Raw genomic sequence first — 21,795 nt, 5'->3', positions numbered from 1 at the left:
GTGAAAAGCAAACTAGAACGCTGCAGGCTCTGTCTGACTACTAGGGTACGTGGATTTAGGACTTCCTACAGGCGCGTCAAACCTAAGGCCACGCACTGTGACATTAAACTCTCGCCTATCCGTATCGATACAACTAAAGGGAAGTGCGTTCCATGACACTGGAGAACATCGATGTTGCATCGCTGCGCGAGCAGATCAATGTCGATTCAGTCGCCATCGGAGATCTGGGGGTCACCTATCCCAGCCTGGAGCAGGAGCTTATCGACGCTTCCCGACATGGCATGGATACCGGGTTCGGTCGCACTGCCTTTGTCGTGCTCGACGACGCGCCCACCGGCATTGCCACCACTCGTGATGTGGCGCAAGAGCTGCTTAATACGACGAGTTTCGACACCATCATCGTGCGTTCTCCATATTCGGGTGCCATTGTGAGCCATGACTACTCACGCGCAGCCATTGAATCAGCACAGTATGATTTTCTGGCAAACCCACAGATTGCTAATGGGGCACGGGAGTTTATGGACACTCTTAATGGGCAGTTCTATCCATGGTCGACGATAAACATCATTATCGGCTTAGTGGTCATACTCGTGGTCGCATTCACCGCTTGGATCACAATACGTCAAGCGAAAAGCCTTGACCGTTGAGTTACACCTAACCCCTAACCGACATCAAATCTTTATCTGACCGCAACACACCCTCCGTAGTCAATTGTGACATAATTCACATAGGCAACAACCGTTAGTCATTTTCGCAGGCCAGCACCGCAAAGTAAGTCATGGTGCTGGCCTTTACTTGTGTGACTACAGTTTCTTAAGTGTCAACTGGGGGCCGATGTGCCCTATTGTTTTGTTGTCAGCTCATGAGTTGCTTTGTGAATCGTGAGTCAACAGTTGAATCACTTGAATCAAATCGCTGGTGTGGGGAAGCATTGCGCGATATTCAAGCATCAGAGGTTGACCATGAGGCCAAAACTCTCGCACTGAGCTGAAGTAGCACTAGTTCGGTCAGCACCGCCAAAGTATCCGCCTGAATGACGGTGGTGGAATGGAGTTTTCAGTGGCAATACAAAAGCCTTCGCCTAAGCACACGAGCACGACTAAGTCGTGGATTGCTGCTGCGGCTTGCTGCGCATCCCTCGGTTCTGGGGTTGCCATCGCTCAGCCTGTGGCTCCACCGAACCCGTCCGATGCTGAGCTCAAGGCAGCAGACGACGCTGTTGCATCTGGTAGCGGGGATGTTGCTCGACTAGCAACTACCGTCTCCCAGAAGGAGGCGGAGATCTCCAAGCTCGAGAACGAGATGGGCGGACTACGCGAGGCAGTCAACAAGGCCCTCGTGGATCTCGAGACTGCCCGTACGGAAGCAAAACTGGCTCGTGAAGAAGCCGACGCTGCCAAGGCGGACCTTGACAGTAGCCAGAAGGCTATTGATGAAGCTCAGAAGACCCTGGACGAAGTCTCTCGTTCGGCTTATCGGCGTGGCACGACCAATGGAGCTGTGGCCGGCGCAGCCGGTACGGCAAACACCGAAGACGCTTTGGCCCGGCAAACTTACTTGCGTCAGAATGCTGCCAAACAGCGCGCCGCGATTGAAGAACTTGACCGGCTACGTGCAGAATCCGCCAACAAGGAATCTGTGCTGCGTGAAAAGCGCGCTGTAGCTGAACAGCGCGAGCAGGAGGCAACCGCAGCCGAACAGACAGCTCAGGCGGCACTCACCACCAACACGTCGCTGCTCAATGCGCGCGCTGCAGAACGCCAGCGACTCGTGGAAGAACGCAACCTGGCCAAGGCACGACTCGAGGCAGCCAAAGCCAACAGTGGCACCCTTAATCAGCAGCGCAAAGAGTACCAAGACTTCCTGAAGGCTGAGGAAGAGCGAAAGGCAGCTGAAAAGGCTGCGGCTGAAGCTGCCGCAGCCAAAGCTAAAGCGGAAGAAGAAGCTCGGGCCCGTGCCAAGGCCGAAGAGGAAGCTCGCGCCAGGGCGGAAGCTGCCGCCGCAGCGGAGCGTGCTGAAGCCGCACGTGCGGCCCAAGAGGCTGAACAAGCAGCTGCGGCCGCTAAACGGGCTGAAGCCGATCGCGCCGCCCGCGAAGCAGCGCAAGCTGCGGCCGCAGCTCAGGCTGACGCAGAGCTGAAGCAACAGGAAGCTGCGAATTCCCAGCAGGCACAGCAAGCAGCCGTAGCTGCGGCGGCCACCGCTGCAGCCGCACTTGCCGCTGCGCAGGCTGCCGACAACGCGCAAGCCAGCCCAGTCGAAGCCCCTTCAGAATCGGTAGCTCAGCCGGGGACTGGCGTTTTTGGTGCGGACGATTACCTTGATTTGGGTCCATCGGTAGGCGCTGCTGGCACTAGTGGTGTCGATACGGCTGCGCCAGCAGTGACCTCGGGTAGCCGATCTGAGAAGGTTGAATCAGTCATCGCCCGCGCAAAGTCGCAGGTTGGCTTGCCATACGCATGGGGTGGCGGCACCGCCAATGGCCCTAGCCGTGGCATCCGTGATGGTGGCGTCGCTGACTCCTTCGGCGATTACAACAAGATCGGTTTCGACTGCTCAGGCCTAGTGCTCTACGCTTTTGCTGGCGTTGGCATCGATCTGCCGCACTACACCGGGTACCAGTATCAGCACGGCACCAAGGTAAGCCCGAGTGAGATGCAGCGAGGCGACCTGATCTTCTACGGTCCAAATGCCGAACACCACGTCGCCATTTACCTTGGCGACGGCATGATGATCGAGGCACCTCAGTCCGGCTCCACCGTCTCTATCAACCCAGTTCGCTGGAGCGGCATGAGCCCATATGCCGTTCGCTTGATCTAATTTAGGGTGCGCTAATCTGGTCTACATGACTAGCACAAAGCTTCCGTTCGACGCCCTCCTCGTGCTCTCCTTCGGCGGGCCGGAGGGTCCGGAGGATGTTCGCCCTTTCATGGAGAACGTCACTCGAGGGCGCGGCATTCCGCCGGAGCGCCTCGATGAAGTTTCCCAGCACTACTACTTCTTCGACGGCATCAGCCCTCTTAATAGGTTGAACCGCGAGATCATTGATCAGTTGCAGGTGGCATTGCCTGAACTCCCGATTTTCTTCGGAAATCGAAATTGGCACCCCTTTGGTACTGAAGCAGCCGAGGCAATCGCACGCGCTGGCCACCGCAACGTCGCCGTGTTCGCCACCTCGGCTTGGGGTGGCTACTCAGGGTGTAGGCAGTACGACGAAGACCTCGCAGCGCTGCGCCAGCATTTGGCCGAACAAAATCTGCCCGAGGTGACCTTCACCAAGCTGCGCCAATTCTTCGACCACCCGCTGTTTGTTGAGACCAGCGCTGCCCTGATCGAAGAGGCCTACCAAGAAATCGGCACCGACAAGGCCCGCTTGGTGTTCACCGCGCATTCCATCCCCATCGCTGCCGACGAAGCTTCGGGCACGCCTGACGACGGCCCGTTGTATTCAACCCAGGTAGCCGAAGCGTCTCGTCTCATCGCCGACCATCTCGGCATCGCAGACTATGACTTGGTCTGGCAGTCCCGCTCCGGTGCACCCCACATCCCGTGGCTCGAACCGGACATCGTTGACCACGCAACTGCACTGTCTGAACAGGGAGTGACCGACATCGTCGTGTATCCCGTCGGCTTCATTTCGGACCACATCGAGGTGGTGTGGGACTTGGATACGGAACTGAAGCAGGCAGCCGACGAGCTAGGTATTCGTGTGGTGCGGGCAAAGACGGTGGGACCGACCCCTGAATTCACTAAGTTGGTCGTCGAGCTCTTGACGGAGCACGCTGGTGCGGAGCCACGTTCGCTGGGCAACGTCCCGGTAAAGGGTTGCACGGTCAATGGGGCGCCGTGCGCGGAAAACTGCTGCGTGCCTGCGCGGCGTCGATAAGCGTGGCTAGGCGCGGCTGAGCTCGAGCACAGCGTGGCTGACTCCGGCCACGCGGGCGGCACGCACGTGTCGCATGAGCGGCAGCAACAGCGGATCTAGGGCTCGGTCGCCGACATGGGTGGAAACGGTCTCGATGATCGCCGCGACGCGGTCGGCGCGGGCGAACAGTTTCGCGGCACGTGGCGGAGTACAAAAGGGCAAGCCAGGGGTGTCATAGAAGTCGGAAAGCATGCCGACGGTCAACCGAGGATTTGGTAGGTCGGCAGGCGCTGCGCCGTTAAGCTCGATGAGTCTCGCGGCTTCCCGCGTTGCCTCCGTGAGCAAAAGATCGGCTTCACCAGGGGATAGGTAGGCCGGAGCGGGTAGCAGCTGATTCTCGGCGAATACCGTGAACTCCCAGCTGCCAGCGCCAGTATTTCGGGGCACGAGAATGTGGTGTTGAAAACGATCCGTTCCCGGAAAGACCAAAGCTCCCACTCCAGATTCGATAGCTGCCCGCGCACTTTCACTGCCTGCGCGCAGCCCCAATGCTTCGCCAGGCCCGGTCAGCACCAGCTGGATGCTGGGTTCGTCGGAAGCCAAGGCATCCTCGCCGATCCGCCGTACGGCTTTGAGCACGTCGATGCCCGCATCGGGCGCTTCAGGGTGAGTTCCCGCCAGATGAACCCGGCCACCAAGCGCCATGAGCGCATCCAGACACTCGTCCGAGGAGACTTGTCCATGCAACCAAGCGGCCAGCCACACGGCAACGTTTTGCAGTGGTGAATAGACATGCGCGCGGTGATCCATAGTTCGTAAAGGGTACCCGATAGGCTTAACACCCATGAACGACCCCTATGCAGGAGACATCTTTTCCGGACATGCCCGCACTCGACGGCCAAGCTACCCCACGGTGCCTGCCAAACCGGGTTTGGTGGTGGAAGTACTTGGTGACGACTACGTAGGAGCCGTTGTCGGCTTCGAACGCACCTATGACGGCGACTTTGTCCGCTTGGAGGATCACCGAGGCATCACCCGCTTGTTCAAACTAATGACCGGGGGATTCTTGGTCGATGGCCAACGAGTTTCGCTCTCGCGCTATGTGCCAAAGCAAGCCCCCGCACGATCGAACTCCGGCTCGATCAAGGTCAGCCACGTGGAGGCAAAGGTGGCAGCGCCCTCACGCATCTGGGTGGAGGGCATTCACGACGCCGCCATCGTGGAAAAGGTATGGGGCCACGATCTTCGTGTGGAGGGTGTCGTGGTCGAATACTTGGAGGGTCTGGATAACCTGCCCGACCAGTTGGCAGACTTTCAGCCGGGTCCGGGGCGTCGCGTTGGTGTGCTCGCAGACCACTTGGTGGAAGGCTCTAAGGAGTCCCGACTGGTGGCCAATGTCGGCCCGCATGTGCTGGTCACTGGCCACCCATTCATCGACATTTGGGCGGCAGTGAAGCCACAAAAGCTCGGGATACGCGCTTGGCCAGAAGTGCCATATGGCGAGGACTGGAAGACGGGAATCTGCGAGCGTCTTGGTTGGTCTGACCCACGCGAGGGTTGGCACCGGGTGTACAACGCAGTCGAGAGTTTCCGGGATTTGGATCCCGCGCTCATTGGCGCCGTGGAGAAGTTGGTTGACTGGGTAACCGTCCCGGATCTAACTAAGGCTGATTTTCGTTAAGCAGGACAACTATGCAGATTATTAGGTAGGTTGATTGGTGTGGGACCCCTCATTTGGCTCATCGCAGCTCTCGTTCTTGCCTCGGCGGAAATGCTCGCCGGCGAGTTCACCATGCTCATGCTGGCAGGGGCGGCGTTAGCTACCGCTGGTATCGCTATCGCTGATGTGCCGCTGTGGGCGGAAATCGTCTGTTTTGCTGCCTCCGCCCTGGTCTTATTGCTGTTTCTCAAGCCTTATCTCCACCGTCATCTGAAGAGCCAGCCGGTTCTGGATACCTCGACAAAGGCTCTTGAGGGTGCTCCAGCCGAAGTGCTTGAATCTGTTTCCAGCACCGGTGGGCAGATTCGTTTGGACGGTTCCATCTGGTCGGCACGCAGCATTGATCCCACTTCTTCGTTCGCCGTCGGCGAGCGCGTATCAGTAGTTCGAATCGATGGCACGACAGCCATCGTGTGGAAGGAGCTGTAAATGGAGGGGATCATTGTCCTCTTTGTACTGATGATCTTCGTGATCATCGTGCTCGTCAAATCGATCGCCTTGATCCCGCAAGGCGAAGCCGCCGTGATTGAACGTCTGGGTCGCTATACCCGGACGGTGTCCGGTGGCATCACTTTGTTGGTGCCTTTCATCGACCGCGTCCGCGCCAAGGTGGACACCCGTGAGCGCGTCGTCTCATTCCCACCGCAGGCGGTCATTACCCAGGACAACCTGACGGTGGCCATTGACACTGTGGTCACGTTCCAGATCAATGACGCAGCCCGCGCGATTTACGGCGTGGACAACTACATCGTTGGCGTGGAACAAATCTCCACTGCAACGCTTCGCGACGTCGTCGGCGGCATGACCTTGGAAGAGACCCTCACTTCCCGTGAAGTGATCAACCGTCGACTGCGCGGTGAACTTGACGCCGCAACGACTAAGTGGGGTCTACGCATTTCCCGCGTGGAGCTGAAGGCTATTGATCCACCTCCATCGATTCAGCAGTCGATGGAGAAGCAGATGAAAGCGGACCGCGAGAAGCGCGCCACGATTTTGACAGCAGAGGGTCAGCGTGAGGCTGACATCAAGACTGCAGAGGGTGAGAAGCAAGCGAAGATCCTCGCGGCGGAGGGTGAGAAGCACGCGATGATTCTCGCTGCAGAAGCCGAACGCCAGGCAATGATCCTTCGTGCTGAGGGTGAGCGCGCGGCCAAGTACCTGAAGGCTCAGGGTGAGGCACGCTCTATCCAGAAGGTTAATGCCGCGATCAAGTCTGCTCAGTTGACTCCGGAGGTATTGGCGTACCAGTACCTGGACAAGTTGCCGAAGATGGCACAGGGCTCAGCCAATAAGACGTGGATCATTCCAAGCCAATTTGGCGATTCTCTAGAGCAGTTCGCCAAGGCCATGGCCAAGAAGGATGACGAGGGAATCTTCCGCTACGAGCCTGCTGCGGTCAACGAAGAAACTAAGGAGATGGCCTCCGAGGAAGACACGGCGGAGTGGTTCAATACTGAATCCGATCCGGCTATCGCTGCTGCTGTAGCTGCCGCGAACGCGGTGGCAAACAAACCAGTTGAATCTCCGCTGGAAGAGCTGTCTACTTCCCGTGAACCCCAGGGACAGCGGGAGTTGACTCAGTTTGACGAGCCGGTTCCTAGCTTTGAAGCTCAGCCTGTGCCACCGCAGAATCCTCGGCCCTACGAATCAAATTAACGGCGAGCTGCCAGCCAGCAGTTTCCGCCTGCCAGCCAGCTGCCTGCAGCCGCTGTGACATCGCTTGCTTGGTGATGCCCAGCTCTGCGGCAGCTTCGTTTTGGTTGTAACCGCGTCGCATCATCGAGGTTGCTTCTCGGCCTTCAGGGCTCCGCTTAGCAAGGAGCGTCGCCAAGAGTAGGAAGCTGGCAGCGATGTCGGAAGCCCACCGATCAGCGTCCTCTTTGCCCGCACGCGATGCCTTGACCTTCACCTTTACAGTGCCAATGCGGGCGCGAGTGCCCAGCGCAGCACCCGCGAGCTTCTTTGCCTGGGCACTTGCCAACTTAGGCGCAGCTACAGACGTCGGGACAATACCGATACCCACAGCCCATTCTCCGGCGGACAGCAGAGCCATCGTGGTGTCTGCGATGGCCTCGGGAGTATCCACTAGAGCGCAGATGTCCTCGACCCCCAGCACCTCGAACGTCCCGACGCCTTCCAGCGTGGACAAGGCCTCAGCGGAACGAGCTACGAGCTCGGCGCGTCGTACCGCCCGGCCACGGTAACGGGCATGAATGGCAAACATGGGCCAAGTCTACGCTTTAGACTTGACCGGTAGCAACAGATCGACAACCAATCCCACCATGCCGACCAGGCCGAGTGCACCCAAGAGCAGTGCCGTGCTTTGATGCTGCCCGGTAGTCAGCGAATCGCCGAGGAGCACGCCAATGATCGTGGAAGGCGCCGAACCCACAAAGGTAGCGAAGGCGAAATCGAGACGCTTGACTGGAGTGAACACGCAGGCATAGTTCAGGATGGAGAACGGCAATCCCGGAATGAGTCGCAGGCACATGACCGAGAACCAGCCGCGGTGTTCCAACCGCTCGTTCACTTTGGACAAGGCTGGGTGTCCTCCCTGTTTGCGCGCCCATCGGCCGAGGACAGAGTCAGCGGCCTTGGTGGGGTCGGAAGGGACGTCGAGAAGCGCCCGCAGCAGGGTGAGGGACACCACGGCGGCGACAGTTGTGCTCAGCAGCGCAATCGTGATGCCGAGCGCTGGGCCAAAGAGAATTCCCGAGGATACCGTGAGCGCGGTGCGCGGGATGGGGAACTGAGTCACAGTGACGTAGAGCAGTGCGAAGAGAAGGATTGACCAAGCACCGTACACCTCCGTCCAGTGGCGCAGCTGTTCCAGCGAGGGGAGATCAACTAGGAACGCCAACAACAGGCCACACACGAGAAAGAGGCCGAAAGCGATGACTCGCCAGCGTTCGATGAGTTGGTTGCGCACGTCTTCACACGCTACTCGTGCCTGCAGCGCTATTCGTCATTGACATTCGGGTGTAGTGTGATTGCCCCTTTGAGCCAAAGGTTCCCCCGTTTATCTGCATGTTTAGGCACTGCCTACCACTGATTTGGAGAGTGTCGGCCCCAATGTTCCGCTAGTTCGTGCGCTCGTCGCTACACTTGAGGTGTAATTGTGAGCTGCATTGTATCCACATGGTGGTCGCGGTGTGCTCATGGTGACTCAAGTAGTGAACTCAAACGATTCGAGCGTGGCGTTATGCCTTCGTTCGAGTTCAAGCACAAGGGGAGAAGGTCCGTAGTGACTGATGTACAGTCTGACGCGGTAAATACCTCACTGCCTGCCGATTTCGCTGACAACCAGCAGGATTGGTACAAGCAGGTTGCAAAGGTGTTTGCACGTGTACAAAAGAAGGACATCGCTGATGTCCCACTTGACGTGTGGACGAAGCTGATCCACACCACCTATGAGGGTATCGACGTTAATCCGCTTTACACTCGCGCAGATGAACTCGCTGAAGTCTCTGCACCAGGCGTGTTCCCATTCACCCGCGGTGGCGTTGCAACCTCTGCGGAGCGCATTGGTTGGGATGTCACTGAGACGTTCGGTGGCACCCTGTCCGGCACGTCCGGCGACCCAGCAGCCACCAACAAGGCCATCTTGCATGCCTTGAATAACGGCACCACCGTGGTAGTCGTAGACCTCACTGCTGGTCTCACCGCCGCTGATCTGTCGGTCGTCCTGAAGGACGTACTGCTCGACCTCGTCGAGGTTCGCGTAGTCGCAGGCACTGAGGTCAAGGCTGCTGGCGAGGCGCTGAAGAAGCTGGCCGAAGATGCCGGTGTCGCGGATAAGGCTCGCTTCGAGCTGGCTGCCGCTCCACTCACCGACAGCATCGTTGGCGCTGAGGGCATTTCGCTTGCCGACGCCGTTGCCATCGCCGTCGAGAATGCCGCCTGGTCTGGCACCATCCGCACCCTGCTTGTCGACGCCACTGTCTTCGCCAACCAGGGCGCCACCGACGCTCAGGAAATCGGTTTCGCACTTGCTGCCGGCGTCGAGTATGTCCGCGCGCTGACCGAGGCTGGACTTTCCGTGGAGCAGGCGCTGTCTCAGATCGCCTTCCGCTTCGCTGCTACTGACGATCAGTTTGCTCAGATTGCTAAGTTCCGCGTCGCTCGTACCCTGTGGGCTCGCGTCGCCGAGGTGCTGGAGGCTCCTGAAGCCGGCTTTGCTCCACAGCACGCCGTGACCGCACCAGCAATGTTCTCCCAGCGTGATCCGTGGGTAAACATGCTCCGCGTGACCGTGGCTGCGTTTGCTGCTGGTGTTGGCGGCGCATCGGACGTCGAGGTTCTGCCATTTGACTCCGCTATCCAGGGTGGCCTACCTGGCACCTCGCGTGTGTTCGCTGCCCGCATTGCACGCAATACCAACCTGCTGCTGCTCGAAGAGTCGCACTTGGGTTATGTCGTTGACCCTGCTGGTGGCTCGTACTTCGTCGAGTCTCTGACTAAGCAGTTGGCGGAGAAGGCTTGGGCTGAGTTCGCTGGTGTTGAAGCAAAGGGTGGCCTCCGCGAGGCGGACATTCAGGCAGACCTGGACGCTTCCTACGAGAAGATGCGCAGCGACATCGCTCGCCGCGTGAAGAAGGTCACTGGCATCAACGAGTTCCCGAACTTGGGCGAAAAGCCACTGCCAGCAGAGCTTCGCACGGAACCTACCGGCATTCGCCGTTGGGCTGCTGATTTTGAGGCGCTGCGCGACCGCTCGGATGCCTTCCTCGATGCCAACGGCAAGCGTCCACTCATTGGCATGATCCCGGTCGGGCCACTGGCCAAGCACAACATCCGCACCGGATTCACCGCCAACCTGCTGGCTTCTGGTGGTATTGAGACGGCCAACCCTGGCCAGGTCACCCCTGGCACTGACGAGTTCGTGACGGCTGCCAAGGCTTCCGACATCGTCGTTGTCTGCGGCACCGACCAGGAATACGAAGCAACCGGCGCTGACGTGGTGAAGGCACTGCGCGAAGCCGGTGTCAGCACGATCCTGATCGCCGGCGCTGAGAAGTCCTTCGAGAACGCTGACGTGAAGCCAGACGGCTATGTCAACATGAAGATCGACGCTGCGTCGACCCTGTCCGACCTGCTCACCAAGCTGGGAGCGTAAGGAAATATGACTACCATCCCGAATTTCGCCGAAGTACCGCACACGGCTGACGCTGGTGCCCAGACGGAAGCCCCAGCTGCGTCGACCGCAGACAAGGTGTGGGCAACCCCTGAAGGCATCGACGTTAAGCGTGTGTACACCCGCGCCGACCGCGACGCAGCCGCAGAGGCTGGCCACCCAGTCGATTCCTTCCCAGGCATCGCGCCATTCATGCGCGGCCCGTACCCAACCATGTACACCAACCAGCCTTGGACGATTCGCCAGTACGCTGGCTTCTCCACGGCCGCCGAGTCCAACGCGTTCTACCGCCGCAACTTGGCCGCTGGTCAGAAGGGTCTGTCGGTCGCTTTCGACCTGGCAACCCACCGTGGTTACGACTCCGACAACGAGCGCGTTGTCGGTGACGTCGGCATGGCCGGCGTGGCCATCGACTCCATCCTGGACATGCGCCAGCTGTTCGAGGGCATCGACCTCGGCAACGTGTCCGTGTCCATGACCATGAACGGCGCTGTGCTGCCGATCCTCGCGCTGTACATTGTGGCAGCAGAGGAGCAGGGTGTTTCCCCTGAGCAGCTCGCCGGAACCATTCAGAACGACATTCTGAAGGAGTTCATGGTTCGTAACACCTACATATACCCACCGAAGCCTTCGATGCGTATCATCTCGAACATTTTCGAGTACACGTCGCTGAAGATGCCACGCTTCAACTCCATCTCCATCTCCGGCTACCACATCCAGGAAGCCGGCGCGACCGCCGACCTCGAGCTCGCGTACACGCTTGCTGACGGCATTGAGTACATCCGCGCTGGTAAGGACGTCGGCCTGGACGTGGACAAGTTCGCGCCTCGTCTGTCCTTCTTCTGGGGCATTTCGATGTACACCTTCATGGAGATCGCCAAGCTGCGCGCTGGCCGTCTGCTGTGGAGCGAGCTGGTGGCCAAGTTCGAGCCGAAGAACCCTAAGTCCCAGTCCCTGCGTACCCACTCGCAGACCTCCGGTTGGTCCCTGACCGCGCAGGACGTGTTCAACAACGTCTCCCGTACCGCCATCGAGGCTATGGCTGCAACCCAGGGCCACACCCAGTCCCTGCACACCAACGCGCTGGATGAAGCACTGGCTCTGCCTACTGACTTTTCCGCACGTATTGCTCGTAACACCCAGCTGCTGCTGCAGCAGGAGTCCGGCACGGTTCGTCCGGTTGACCCATGGGCTGGTTCTTACTACATCGAGTGGCTGACCAACGAGCTCGCTAACCGCGCTCGCAAGCACATCGAAGAAGTTGAAGCTGCTGGTGGTATGGCGCAGGCTACGATCGAGGGCATTCCAAAGCTGCGCATCGAAGAGTCCGCTGCACGTACCCAGGCTCGCATTGACTCCGGTCGACAGGCCCTCATCGGCGTGAACAAGTACATCGTGGACGAAGACGAGTCCATCGAGGTGCTCAAGGTCGAGAACTCCAAGGTTCGCACCGAGCAGTTGGAAAAGCTCGTACGCCTGCGCGCCGAGCGCGACGAGACTGAAGTTCAGCGCACCCTGGATGCCCTGACCGCTGCGGCACAGACTGAGGAGCGCGAGGCTGGCGATCTGGAGTCCAACCTGCTGAAGCTGGCTGTCGACGCAGCGCGTGCGAAGGCCACCGTGGGCGAGATTTCCCTCGCACTCGAGAAGGTCTTTGGTCGCCACGAGGCTGAAATTAAGACCCTGTCCGGCGTATATAAGGACGAGGTCGGAAAGGAAGGCGAGGTGTCCAACGTCACCAAGGCTATCGCTATGGCCGATGCTTTCGAGAAGGAAGAAGGTCGCCGTCCGCGTATCTTCATCGCCAAGATGGGCCAGGACGGTCACGACCGTGGCCAGAAGGTCATCGCATCCGCATACGCCGACCTTGGCATGGACGTCGATGTTGGACCACTGTTCCAGACCCCTGCGGAGGCAGCGCGTTCCGCTGTCGACGCTGACGTCCACGTCGTGGGCGTATCCTCCCTGGCTGCCGGCCACCTCACCCTGGTGCCTGCGCTGAAGGAGGAGCTGGCCAAGCTTGGCCGCGAGGACATCATGATCATCGTCGGTGGCGTTATTCCTCCAGGAGATTTCCAGGAGCTCTACGACATGGGCGCTGCAGCGATCTACCCTCCAGGAACGGTCATTGCGGACTCCGCAATCGACATGCTGACGAAGCTGTCGGCAAACCTGGGCTTCGACATCGAAGTCTAGTTTCGACCACCAGCGGCGTATGAGCTCCTGTCTTGCAGGGCTTGTGCGCCGCTGTGTTTTATCCGCTTATCGACGACCATAGGAGTACTTTCCATCATGGGCAATGACTTCCTTGAGCATTCGCTCGGCTCCCTGACCACCACCGCCGGCACCGACTTGGGTGCGCAAACAGCAGTTGCACCGGAGGTGGTCAAGCGGGCTCGCCAGCGTATCGACGTCGATAAGCTTTACGAGGCCGTCCTCGCCGGCGACCGGACCCAGATCGCCCGCGCGGTGACCCTGCTCGAATCATCTGCTCCGGCACACCGCGTGCTCGCCCAGGAGTTGCTGGTCAGGCTGCTGCCGCATTCTGGCAAAGCGCTGCGCGTGGGTTTGACTGGTGTGCCGGGTGTGGGAAAGTCCACGACCATTGAAACCTTGGGTATGAAGCTGATTCGAGAAGGGCATCGGGTTGCCGTGCTGGCCATCGATCCTTCCTCGACCAAGACCCGCGGCTCAATTCTTGGCGATAAGACTCGCATGGCCAAGCTGTCTGCCGAGGACAACGCCTTCATCCGTCCTTCGCCGTCGGCGGGCACCCTCGGTGGCGTGGCAAAGGCGACGCGTGAGTCCATGGTCGTCTTTGAGGCAGCTGGGTACGACGTCATCATCGTCGAGACTGTCGGTGTCGGCCAATCCGAAGTTGCGGTATCTCAGATGGTCGACGTGTTCTGTTTCCTAGCACTCGCTGGCGCCGGTGACCAGCTGCAGGGCATTAAGAAGGGCGTGCTGGAGATGGCTGAGATAGTGGCCATCAACAAGGCCGACGGACCTAATCTAAAGCCTGCGAAGCGTGCTGCCCGCGAACTGGCAGCCGCAATGCGCATGGTGCGATCCGAGAATGAGCTCTGGCACCCGCCGACGATCACCATGTCCGCGGTGGAACATGAGGGCATCGATGAATTCTGGGGCCACGTCATGGAGCACCACAAGGTGATGCAGGATTCAGGCCAGTTTGAGGAGCGCCGCCGTGAGCAGCAGGTGGGGTGGATGTGGTCGATGGTCCACGAGACGCTACTGCAGCGGCTCAACACGAATCTGAATGTCGTGGAGACGCAGAAGCGCGTGGAACACCAGCTCAGGCAAGGCGAAATCACCGCTACGTTAGCGGCGCAAGAGGTGCTCGCAGCCTTTGATGCGGTTTCCGAGCCATAGACTGTATGCAAACACCTGTTCTAGCTAGGATCGATTAAGTCCAGTACACTGGGGTGTCATAACCTGTCATTGAAGAGCAAAGGAGCCCAGCATGACTGATTTGCTGAAGGACCACGGACCAAACCCGTACGTCTTGGACATTGAAAAGGCAACCCTAGATAACGAGAATTTTCGCGATACCCTCTGGACTGGCAAGTTCCTCCAGATGACCGTGATGTCGATTCCAGCTGGCGGCGAGATCGGCGCTGAGGTTCATGAGGATCATGACCAGTTCTTGCGCGTAGAAGCGGGCAAGGGCCACGTCATGATCGGTGATGACGAGAACAACCTGGACGTTGACCAGGTCGTCGAAGACGATTGGGCTATCTTTGTGCCCGCAGGCAAGTGGCACAACGTGGTCAATGAAGGCGACGAACCACTCAAGGTTTATTCCATTTACGCAGCCCCCGACCACAAGCCAGGTACCGTGCACAAGACCAAGGAAGACGCTGACAACGACCCTAACGAGCAGCACTAGAGAGTCGGCCGAAACATCCCCACCTCGTTCGCCCACGCGTCCGGGGTGGGGATTTCCGCTTTCACTTCGAACCCATGTCGCTCATACAGCCGCCGGGAGCCTGGTGTGGTGGCCTCAAGATAGACTCCATGGCCGGAGTCATCTGCGCGCTGCAAGCCATGCCCCAACAGCTGAGAACCAATCCCGCGCCCCTGCGCATCAGGGGAGACCACGATGGTATAGAGATACCAGTGCGGCTCAGCAGGGTGGTAGCGCTTGGAATAGGCGTCACGAATCGCCATGCGGAACGAGTGAGCGCCATACATACGCACGTACGAGCCGAAATTGAACCCTCCGCGTTCGAATGGTGAGTTCCAGCTGGCAGCACCCAGAATCTCGCCGTCGTCTTCGAAGACGTCAACTACGCCCTCGGGGACGTACTCGACTTCCAGCTGGCGGGCGAAAATGGGGGCAAGCGCTTTTCGACGCTCCTCGGCGCCCACCGCGCGATCCACACCTGCAAAGCCCTTGAAGTACCTGCGAAACGCATCGTCATCCCAGAAGGCGGTAGCCATCAGCTCAGCGATGACTGGAATATCGGAGAATTCAGCAGACCTAATCACAAAGCGTCAGGCTACCACGGGTGAGGTCGGTAGTCTTTCAGGAAGCAGCCATACAGGTCGACGCCGTTTTCGCCTTGGACGATGGGGTCGTAGACCCGGGCGGCACCATCGACAAGATCCAGCGGAGCTTTGAATCCTTCAGTCGCTAGGCGTTCCTTGGTGGTGTGGGGACGTTCGTCGGTGATCCAGCCAGTGTCCACTGCGGTCATGAGGATGCCGTGTTTGAACAGCTCTCCCGCAGCGGTACGTGTGAGCATGTTCAGTGCTGCCTTGGACATGTTGGTGTGCGGGTGTCCCGGTCCCTTGTATCCGCGCCCGAAGACTCCTTCCATCGCGGAGACGTTCACCACGTACTTGCGACGGAACTTAGAGGCCTCAAGTGCCGGTCGCAATCTGTTGACCAGGATGAACGGCGCCGTCTGGTTACACAGCTGCACTTCGAGTAGCTCGAGCGGATCGACCTCTCCAATGGTCGCGACCCAGGAGTTGTGCGACACCAGGTCCGGGATGAGGCCACCGGCATCAATCGCGGTACCTGCTTCAATTCGGTCCAAGGAGGCCGATCCGCCGAGCAGGGCCTCGTGGGCCAACAATTCCGCGTGGGTTGCTCCACCACCAGAGACCAAAGCAGCCGGGTGCAGATCCGACGAGCGACCAAGCGCGAGCATGTCCACGCCCTGTTGTTTTCCTTCAAGCGCCACCATCTCGGCATCGACTAACCCGGAATATGCGCCAGGGGAGCGGCGCACCGTTTGCGCTGCGTTGTTGATAAGAATGTCCAACGGGCCTTGGGCAGCTACATGATCTGCCAAGTCGGCTACCTGTGCTGGATTACGCAGGTCAATGCCCACTACATGCAGGCGTTCCAGCCACTCAGAGCTATCTCCAATAGCTGTGAATCGGCGCACCGCGTCTTTGGGGAACCGCGTGGTAATCGTGACGTCGGCGCCGTCGCGAAGCAGCTTCAACGCAATGTACATACCGATCTTGGCGCGCCCACCGGTGAGCAACGCACGCCTCCCAGTGAGGTCTACTCGGGCGTCGCGACGTGCGCGGTTGTCCGCAGCGCAATCCGGGCACAGTTGGTGGTGAAAGGAATCCACCAGCGTGTAGGGCTTTTTACACACGTAGCAGTTCTGCGCCCGGTACAGCTCGCCAGCCCAGCCGTGCGGTGTTGCCACCGCTCCGCGCTCGAGTGCGACCGGTTCTGCGCCGGCGGGACGGACGAGAATACCGGCGGTCTCGTCGTCGATACGCTGCGGGTTCGCCGTCGCGGTCCTGGCGAATACCGCCTCGTCGGCTTCTCGACGCTCCGACTTTGCCTTCGCGCGGCGCTGCCGCTTGACCTCCTTGAACAGCTTGCCCACAGCGCGTTGCAGCGTCACAGAGTCCTCAGAGGTGGGGTCGAGGGAACCGGCTTGCTCCAGCACGTTGAGGCAAACAGCCAGCTCTTTTGGATCAATCGACATAGTGCTAGTCAACCACACAGAACCCGCGGCTCCGCGACCAGATACCACCTAAAGTGGAGCTATGAAAGCAAAATCCCTCATCGCAACGGCTGCCTTAGCCACCCTCTTAGGCGGGGGTGCGGCCGCGACCGCATACTCCTTAGTCGATGTGCCAGAACCTTCCGAAGTGGCAGTCACTGCGCCGATCCAGCACGGCATCAGCAAGGTCGAAGTCCACGACCCAGGGAACATCCTTAATGAAAGCGATGAAGCACGCATGCTTCGCGACGCCGGCTCCATCGACACCGTCTCCAGCGTCCAGCAACTCCACTACATCGTTTTTGACAAGAACCGTGACAATGTCAACGACTCGGTGGAGGAGTACCTGAGGGACAACCGCCCAGAACTGATTGGGAAGGATAAGTTCGCCGATGGCGTGCTCATCGTGGGTGTTGGCTTAGATCCCCGGCAAGCTTTCGTCTTTGCGGGCGAAGACGTGGCTGATGACCTTGACCTGCGTGAAGGAAGTCATCTTGACAAATCCTTGGATGCGATCAAGCCGGGTGTGAAGGATAACAACATCCCAGCAGGCCTGTTTGCAGGTGTGCGGGAGGCGACGGACGTCGAAAAGCTTGCGGAATCTCGGATCGAGTCCGCAGAATCTGATCGTACGGCAGCCAGCGTGGTCAGTGGCCTTGTCACGGGAGGCGGCTTGGTTTTGGGTAGTGGAATCTGGGCCGCCGCCCGCCAAAAGCGGGAGAAGAAGCTGGCTCAGGCGCGGGAGGACTTGGCGTTTGTCTCAAAGGAGTATGGCGAGTTGGCGCAGCGTCTCGACGGTATCGATATCCGTGCTAACTCACTGACCTCACCGCTGGCGCACGCCACGCTCCGCTCGCAGTGGGCAGAAGTACGGGACCACTTCCTGGACTTGCACGACCAAGTGGACCGGTTTGGCGGGCTAACAACCTCGGCGGAACCGAAGCAGATCCTGGCACAAGCTGAAGAGATTGGCTCGGCGGCCGAGGTTGCCCGCAAGGTCGGGTACGCCGAAGGCAATATCGACGCGCTATTCAAGCTTGAAAACGGAGATGAGGTGGTGCGCAAGCAAGAAACCACCGAACTTCGAGCTGACATCGTTGCCGCGCAGGGCGCCGTGACCAATACGGATTCGGGGCTGTTTGTTGCCTTGACGCAAGCTAGGGCAGAAGCGGACGCGCTACTCCGGGACGTTGCTGAGCCCAATTTCGTCGAGCGCTACGCCCGACTGCTTTCCGACTATCAAGCCGCGCTCACCACGCTGAAGGCCCAGGAATTCTCCGACGTGAAGAAACCTAAGACCCAGCCGGAAGCGCCAGCTATCTACGATCAGAACTACCGCCCTGGCTATGGCTATGCCGACTTTGTCCCGTACTGGGCTCTCAGTACCTGGCATAGCGATGCAGTGGCTGCGCAAGCCGAAGTATCGAGTTCGACCAATTCCTCATTCAGCTCGGGATTCAGTGGCGCGGGTGGTTCGTCGAGCTTCTAGCAACGAAAAAACCCTGGCCATTGCTGACCAGGGTTTTCATTTTGTGCCCGAGGGGGGACTTGAACCCCCACGTCCATTAGTAGGACACTAGCACCTCAAGCTAGCGCGTCTGCCATTCCGCCACCCGGGCAGGGTGATTGTTTTCAGCCTCTCGGCTGGGCACTCGTAAACAATAGCCCGAAGTGGCAAACAAAAACAAATCTGCAGGTCAAGTTAAGTTCCACGGACGTAATTAGGGTATCCTCAGTTCTCATGTTCACCCCACCGTCGAAAGTTCCGCCACGCATGCGGACCTGGGCCTGGTTCGTGCCGGAACAACCTCCCGTGCCACCACGCCCGCTGATGTCGAGCGCCACCACCGCACGGTCATTAGTTCGAAAAACCCTCATGAGCCATCGCACTGCTTTCTGGATGCTATTCGCGTGCTGGACGCTGTCCTCGGCAAACGCAGCGCTCATGTCTCGCATCATCGGCTACGGCGTCGATAACGTGATTCCACACGCGGACGTTGCCCAGGTGTTAACCGCAGTAGGAGCGGTGGCGTGCACTCTGGTACTCATGTTCTTCCTCGACGCGACGGGGGACTCCCTTACCTCCTTGTCCGCAGCACGCATCGCGCACGACCTGCGATTGGAACTGATCGCCAAGCTCATTCGGACCAAGGTGGATAAGACGCCCGGGGAGTTGCTCAACACGACCGACGAGGATATCCAACAGCTCAGCGACGTCAAACAGGTGTTGAACTTCCCCCTGGGGATGGTGGCCTATTTAGCCTCAACAGCTGTCGTCGTGGGCCAATTCTCTCTTCCGTTGTCTTTGATTGTGCTTTGTGGCGGGATTGGTACTGCGATCGCTTCATATTTCACAGGAAAGGCAATTTCCCGCGCATCCAGTAACCGTCGTACAGCTGAGGCTGCGTCGATTTCGCTGGCCACTGATTACGCCCAGGGTTCCCGGGTACTGAAGGGTCTCGGCGCGGTGGAAGAGAGCGAGCGCGCTTTTTCTGTCGCCGCCCGCAGCGCTCTTGATGCCATGATCAAGGATGCGAGTGTGGCTGCGGTAACCACATTCTTGCGTCAGATCGTTCCGTTGGTAGCTAACATCGCGGTACTGGCAATTGCCGGCTGGTTCGCAGTTTCCGGCAAGATCACTGCTGGTGAGTTCTTCACCGTCACGTTGCTCGCTCCTCCTGCGCTCACGGTGACAGGTCACGCTCTCGGCTTCTTTACGGAATTTTGGGCCCGAGCCTCAGCTTCAGCTACGCGTGCTATCGACCTGCTCGAAGGCGCGTCTCCAATCGAAACCCATGAATTGGGGAGCGCTTCCCATCGAGTGGGCTTGGAGGTGTGGATCGCGCAGGATTCTGCTGCCCAAGAGCGAGCAGAGCAGGAGCTGAATAAACTCGGGGCGATTCGCGCGCCACACGCTGCAAACATTTTCGAAGGCACGCTGGTAGACAACATCGATCCAACCGGCTCAGCCCCACTCGTCCACGAAGCCCTGCGGGCTGCCGCATGCACCGACATCGTCACTCGACTAGGCGGCTACGGTGCCCATGGTGAACTGCCACAGGCTGCTATTGGTGAGGCTGGTCTGAACCTTTCCGGCGGACAACGCCAACGCGTCGCACTCGCCCGGGCACTCGCGCTCAATCCGCAAGTACTCGTCTTGGATGACCCAACGACCGGTCTCGACGCCGTCACCTTGGACGAAGTTGCTCGGAATGTCGCGCAACTGCGCAAACATCGTCTCACCATCGTCCTCACCACCTCCCGCAGCTGGCGCGCAATCGCGGATCGTGTGATGGATTTCGATGCGGAGGTGGCGCGATGAGGACGGCGTCGATAAGCGAAATTGCCCGCTACCTGGGCACCCTTCCAGACCGCCCAAACCGCCGCTGGTGGTTGATGGCCAGTGCGGTGTTCGTGACCACGCTGCTGTCCATGATGGGTGCCACGGCGCTGATTGGCCGGCTTATCGACGTCATCGGCGGCGCGCCTACCTCCTATGTGTGGCTTGTCGCATTGATTGCCCTGGCTATGACGCTGGAGGCCGCCGGACGCGCGTGTGCGCAGTATTTGCTGCAATCGCGGGCCAGACGACTCTCGGTGAACGTCCGCGAGGCAGCATTGTCCGCAGCGCTGCGGGCTCCGGTGCCGGACATGCTGGAGCTGGGTACCGGCAACGTGATCTCGCGTCTGACGAAGGACATTGATGCCGCCGTGCGCATGGTGAACGCCATGGGCGTGCGCGTGGTGATCACGGCGCTCATGTTCCCGTTCACCCTGGTGTCGCTCACTCTGGTGCACTGGAGCTATTTCTTTGTGTTCGTGTTCGTGGTGCTCGCGATATTTCCGCTGGCCAAGGCAAACACGCTACTAGTGCCTCCGCTTACGACCGCTGTGGCGGACGCCGATGCGAAGCGCAACAATCAGCTACTGGACACGATCCGTGGTTTGCCGACTTTGCGAGCGTTCGGTCTAGAGGAGTGGGCCACCAACCGTCTGGAGCGCACCTCATGGAATGGAGTTCGCGCCATGGGCGATCGCGAGCCACTGTTCAATCGGCTGACTTTCCATGGGGTGCTCGGCTACGGCAGTTTAGTCATCCTCGGGTTTTCGCTGTCGGCGTACCTCGTCCATGCAGATCAGCTCACTCTCGGAGGCGCTTCCACCGCGATGCTGCTGATCTCCCGCTTGGAGATCCATGTTTTCAACGTGATGTACTTCGCGGGCGAAATCCACAATGCAATGACCTGCCTCGGACGCGCAGTGGCCCTGGCCAAATTGCAGCCACCCGCGATGGACGATCCAGCACCGTTGGTGTCCTCTCCAGAAATCGTTATAGAGGATCTAACCTTTGCTTATCCCGGTGGCGCCCCCATCCTGGAGGGACTGAATCTGACCCTTGCGGCGGGAACAACCACGGCGCTCGTGGGCTCCTCCGGCGCTGGCAAATCCACCCTGGCCGGGCTGATCGCAGGGCTCCAGCGCCCAACCGCAGGCCGGATTCTCATTGGAGGAGTTGATTCGGCAACCGTCTCCGACTCGTGGGTGTCCCAGCAGGTTGTGCTCATCAGCCAGGAGGTGCACATTTTCGCCGGCACGCTTGCCGACGACCTTCGCCTGGCTCACCCAACGGCCAGCGATGACGAACTCGTCGCCGTCCTTACTCAAGTGGGGCTGGGGGTCGACACACCCGCCTGGCGTCGTTGGCTACCGCAAGGACTGCAGACCAAGGTGGGTGCCGGTGCTAACGAGCTCTCTCCCGAGGTCCAGCAACAAATTTCCCTGGCCCGCATCATCCTATTGGACCCGCCGGCTCTCTTGATGGATGAGGCTACAGCCGAAGCGGGTTCGGAAAGTGCCCGTGACCTGGAGCGCGCCGCCACCGCAGTTGCCAGCAGTCGTACCTCCTTGATTGTCGCGCATCGATTAGACCAAGCTCGGACTGCTGACCGGATCATTGTGATGTCAGAGGGACGAATCATTGAAGACGGTACCCACGATGAGCTGCTCAAACACGGCGGGAAATACGCACGCCTCTATGAAAAGTGGGAAAGCTAGAAATGCGAGTCAGAACGCAGGTATA

General features: G+C 59.3%; 18 protein-coding genes and 1 tRNA gene. 13 read left to right on the top strand and 6 right to left on the bottom strand.

What is annotated here, in order from left to right:
• Nucleotides 1–152 precede the first annotated feature (152 nt).
• The 3 genes from CKALI_RS05810 to CKALI_RS05800 all read left to right on the top strand — a co-directional run bounded on the left by CKALI_RS05810 (nucleotide 153) and on the right by CKALI_RS05800 (nucleotide 3,886).
• Nucleotides 153–647 carry an Rv1476 family membrane protein gene (locus CKALI_RS05810; protein ID WP_156192404.1) on the top strand — a complete coding sequence of 165 codons (495 nt, stop codon included), beginning with the start codon at nucleotides 153–155 and terminating at the stop codon, nucleotides 645–647.
• A gap of 412 nt (nucleotides 648–1,059) precedes the next feature.
• The gene (locus tag CKALI_RS05805; protein WP_231580544.1) at nucleotides 1,060–2,820 is read left to right on the top strand and encodes a DIP1281 family NlpC/P60 protein; all 1,761 of its coding nucleotides are present in this window, start codon (nucleotides 1,060–1,062) and stop codon (nucleotides 2,818–2,820) included.
• A gap of 25 nt (nucleotides 2,821–2,845) precedes the next feature.
• Nucleotides 2,846–3,886 carry a ferrochelatase gene (locus CKALI_RS05800; protein ID WP_156192402.1) on the top strand — a complete coding sequence of 347 codons (1,041 nt, stop codon included), beginning with the start codon at nucleotides 2,846–2,848 and terminating at the stop codon, nucleotides 3,884–3,886.
• A 6-nt stretch (nucleotides 3,887–3,892) separates the two neighbouring features.
• Here the strand turns inward: CKALI_RS05800 and CKALI_RS05795 are convergent, their stop codons facing one another.
• On the bottom strand, nucleotides 3,893–4,711 hold the full coding sequence (locus CKALI_RS05795; protein WP_326519817.1) for a hypothetical protein: 819 nt from the start codon (nucleotides 4,709–4,711) through the stop codon (nucleotides 3,893–3,895).
• Between CKALI_RS05795 and CKALI_RS05790 the strand changes: the two genes are divergently transcribed.
• From CKALI_RS05790 to CKALI_RS05780, 3 genes are read left to right on the top strand one after another with little or no spacing between them, the layout of a single operon-like run.
• A complete protein-coding gene (locus tag CKALI_RS05790; protein WP_156192401.1) occupies nucleotides 4,710–5,546 on the top strand; it encodes a DUF3097 domain-containing protein in 837 nt (278 codons plus the stop codon). The genes CKALI_RS05795 and CKALI_RS05790 overlap by 2 nt on opposite strands.
• 39 nt (nucleotides 5,547–5,585) lie before the next feature.
• On the top strand, nucleotides 5,586–6,014 hold the full coding sequence (locus CKALI_RS05785; RefSeq protein WP_156192400.1) for an NfeD family protein: 429 nt from the start codon (nucleotides 5,586–5,588) through the stop codon (nucleotides 6,012–6,014).
• The gene (locus tag CKALI_RS05780; protein ID WP_156192399.1) at nucleotides 6,015–7,241 is read left to right on the top strand and encodes an SPFH domain-containing protein; all 1,227 of its coding nucleotides are present in this window, start codon (nucleotides 6,015–6,017) and stop codon (nucleotides 7,239–7,241) included. It begins immediately after the preceding gene.
• Here the strand turns inward: CKALI_RS05780 and CKALI_RS05775 are convergent.
• A complete protein-coding gene (locus CKALI_RS05775; RefSeq protein ID WP_156192398.1) occupies nucleotides 7,183–7,809 on the bottom strand; it encodes a MarR family transcriptional regulator in 627 nt (208 codons plus the stop codon). The genes CKALI_RS05780 and CKALI_RS05775 overlap by 59 nt on opposite strands.
• 9 nt (nucleotides 7,810–7,818) lie before the next feature.
• Nucleotides 7,819–8,514 carry a TVP38/TMEM64 family protein gene (locus CKALI_RS05770; RefSeq protein ID WP_231580543.1) on the bottom strand — a complete coding sequence of 232 codons (696 nt, stop codon included), beginning with the start codon at nucleotides 8,512–8,514 and terminating at the stop codon, nucleotides 7,819–7,821.
• A 273-nt stretch (nucleotides 8,515–8,787) separates the two neighbouring features.
• On the opposite strand from CKALI_RS05770, the gene CKALI_RS05765 reads away from it, so the two are divergent.
• The 4 genes from CKALI_RS05765 (at nucleotide 8,788) to CKALI_RS05750 (ending at nucleotide 14,626) form a co-directional block, all read left to right on the top strand.
• Nucleotides 8,788–10,701: a methylmalonyl-CoA mutase family protein gene (locus tag CKALI_RS05765; protein ID WP_156192397.1), complete on the top strand. Its 1,914-nt coding sequence runs from the start codon at nucleotides 8,788–8,790 to the stop codon at nucleotides 10,699–10,701.
• 6 nt (nucleotides 10,702–10,707) lie between these two features.
• Entirely contained in the window at nucleotides 10,708–12,915 is a 2,208-nt protein-coding gene (scpA, locus tag CKALI_RS05760) for a methylmalonyl-CoA mutase (RefSeq protein WP_156192396.1), read from the top strand.
• A 96-nt stretch (nucleotides 12,916–13,011) separates the two neighbouring features.
• A complete protein-coding gene (gene meaB, locus CKALI_RS05755; protein WP_156192395.1) occupies nucleotides 13,012–14,109 on the top strand; it encodes a methylmalonyl Co-A mutase-associated GTPase MeaB in 1,098 nt (365 codons plus the stop codon).
• 91 nt (nucleotides 14,110–14,200) lie between these two features.
• A complete protein-coding gene (locus CKALI_RS05750) occupies nucleotides 14,201–14,626 on the top strand; it encodes a cupin domain-containing protein (protein WP_156192394.1) in 426 nt (141 codons plus the stop codon).
• On the opposite strand, the gene CKALI_RS05745 is transcribed toward CKALI_RS05750, so the two are convergent.
• Complete coding sequence (locus CKALI_RS05745) at nucleotides 14,623–15,228, bottom strand: GNAT family N-acetyltransferase (RefSeq protein ID WP_156192393.1); 606 nt, start codon at nucleotides 15,226–15,228, stop codon at nucleotides 14,623–14,625. The genes CKALI_RS05750 and CKALI_RS05745 overlap by 4 nt on opposite strands.
• Nucleotides 15,229–15,239: 11 nt before the next feature.
• Nucleotides 15,240–16,697: an SDR family NAD(P)-dependent oxidoreductase gene (locus CKALI_RS05740; protein WP_156192392.1), complete on the bottom strand. Its 1,458-nt coding sequence runs from the start codon at nucleotides 16,695–16,697 to the stop codon at nucleotides 15,240–15,242.
• Between the two features lie 61 nt (nucleotides 16,698–16,758).
• On the opposite strand from CKALI_RS05740, the gene CKALI_RS05735 reads away from it, so the two are divergent.
• A complete protein-coding gene (locus tag CKALI_RS05735) occupies nucleotides 16,759–18,204 on the top strand; it encodes a DUF5129 domain-containing protein (RefSeq protein WP_156192391.1) in 1,446 nt (481 codons plus the stop codon).
• A 44-nt stretch (nucleotides 18,205–18,248) separates the two neighbouring features.
• Here the strand turns inward: CKALI_RS05735 and CKALI_RS05730 are convergent.
• Nucleotides 18,249–18,334 (bottom strand) — tRNA-Leu (locus tag CKALI_RS05730).
• A 122-nt stretch (nucleotides 18,335–18,456) separates the two neighbouring features.
• Between CKALI_RS05730 and CKALI_RS12330 the strand changes: the two genes are divergently transcribed.
• Complete coding sequence (locus tag CKALI_RS12330) at nucleotides 18,457–20,037, top strand: ABC transporter transmembrane domain-containing protein (protein WP_156192390.1); 1,581 nt, start codon at nucleotides 18,457–18,459, stop codon at nucleotides 20,035–20,037.
• Nucleotides 20,034–21,770, top strand: coding sequence for an ABC transporter ATP-binding protein (locus CKALI_RS05720; protein WP_156192389.1), 1,737 nt, complete (start codon nucleotides 20,034–20,036; stop codon nucleotides 21,768–21,770). Before CKALI_RS12330 ends, CKALI_RS05720 begins: the two co-directional genes overlap by 4 nt.
• Nucleotides 21,771–21,795: the final 25 nt, after the last annotated feature.

Source organism: Corynebacterium kalinowskii (genome assembly GCF_009734385.1).
Taxonomy (GTDB): Bacteria; Actinomycetota; Actinomycetes; order Mycobacteriales; family Mycobacteriaceae; genus Corynebacterium; species Corynebacterium kalinowskii.
Note: the sequence above shows the minus strand (reverse complement) of the source record. Positions and strands in the feature narration are given on the sequence as shown.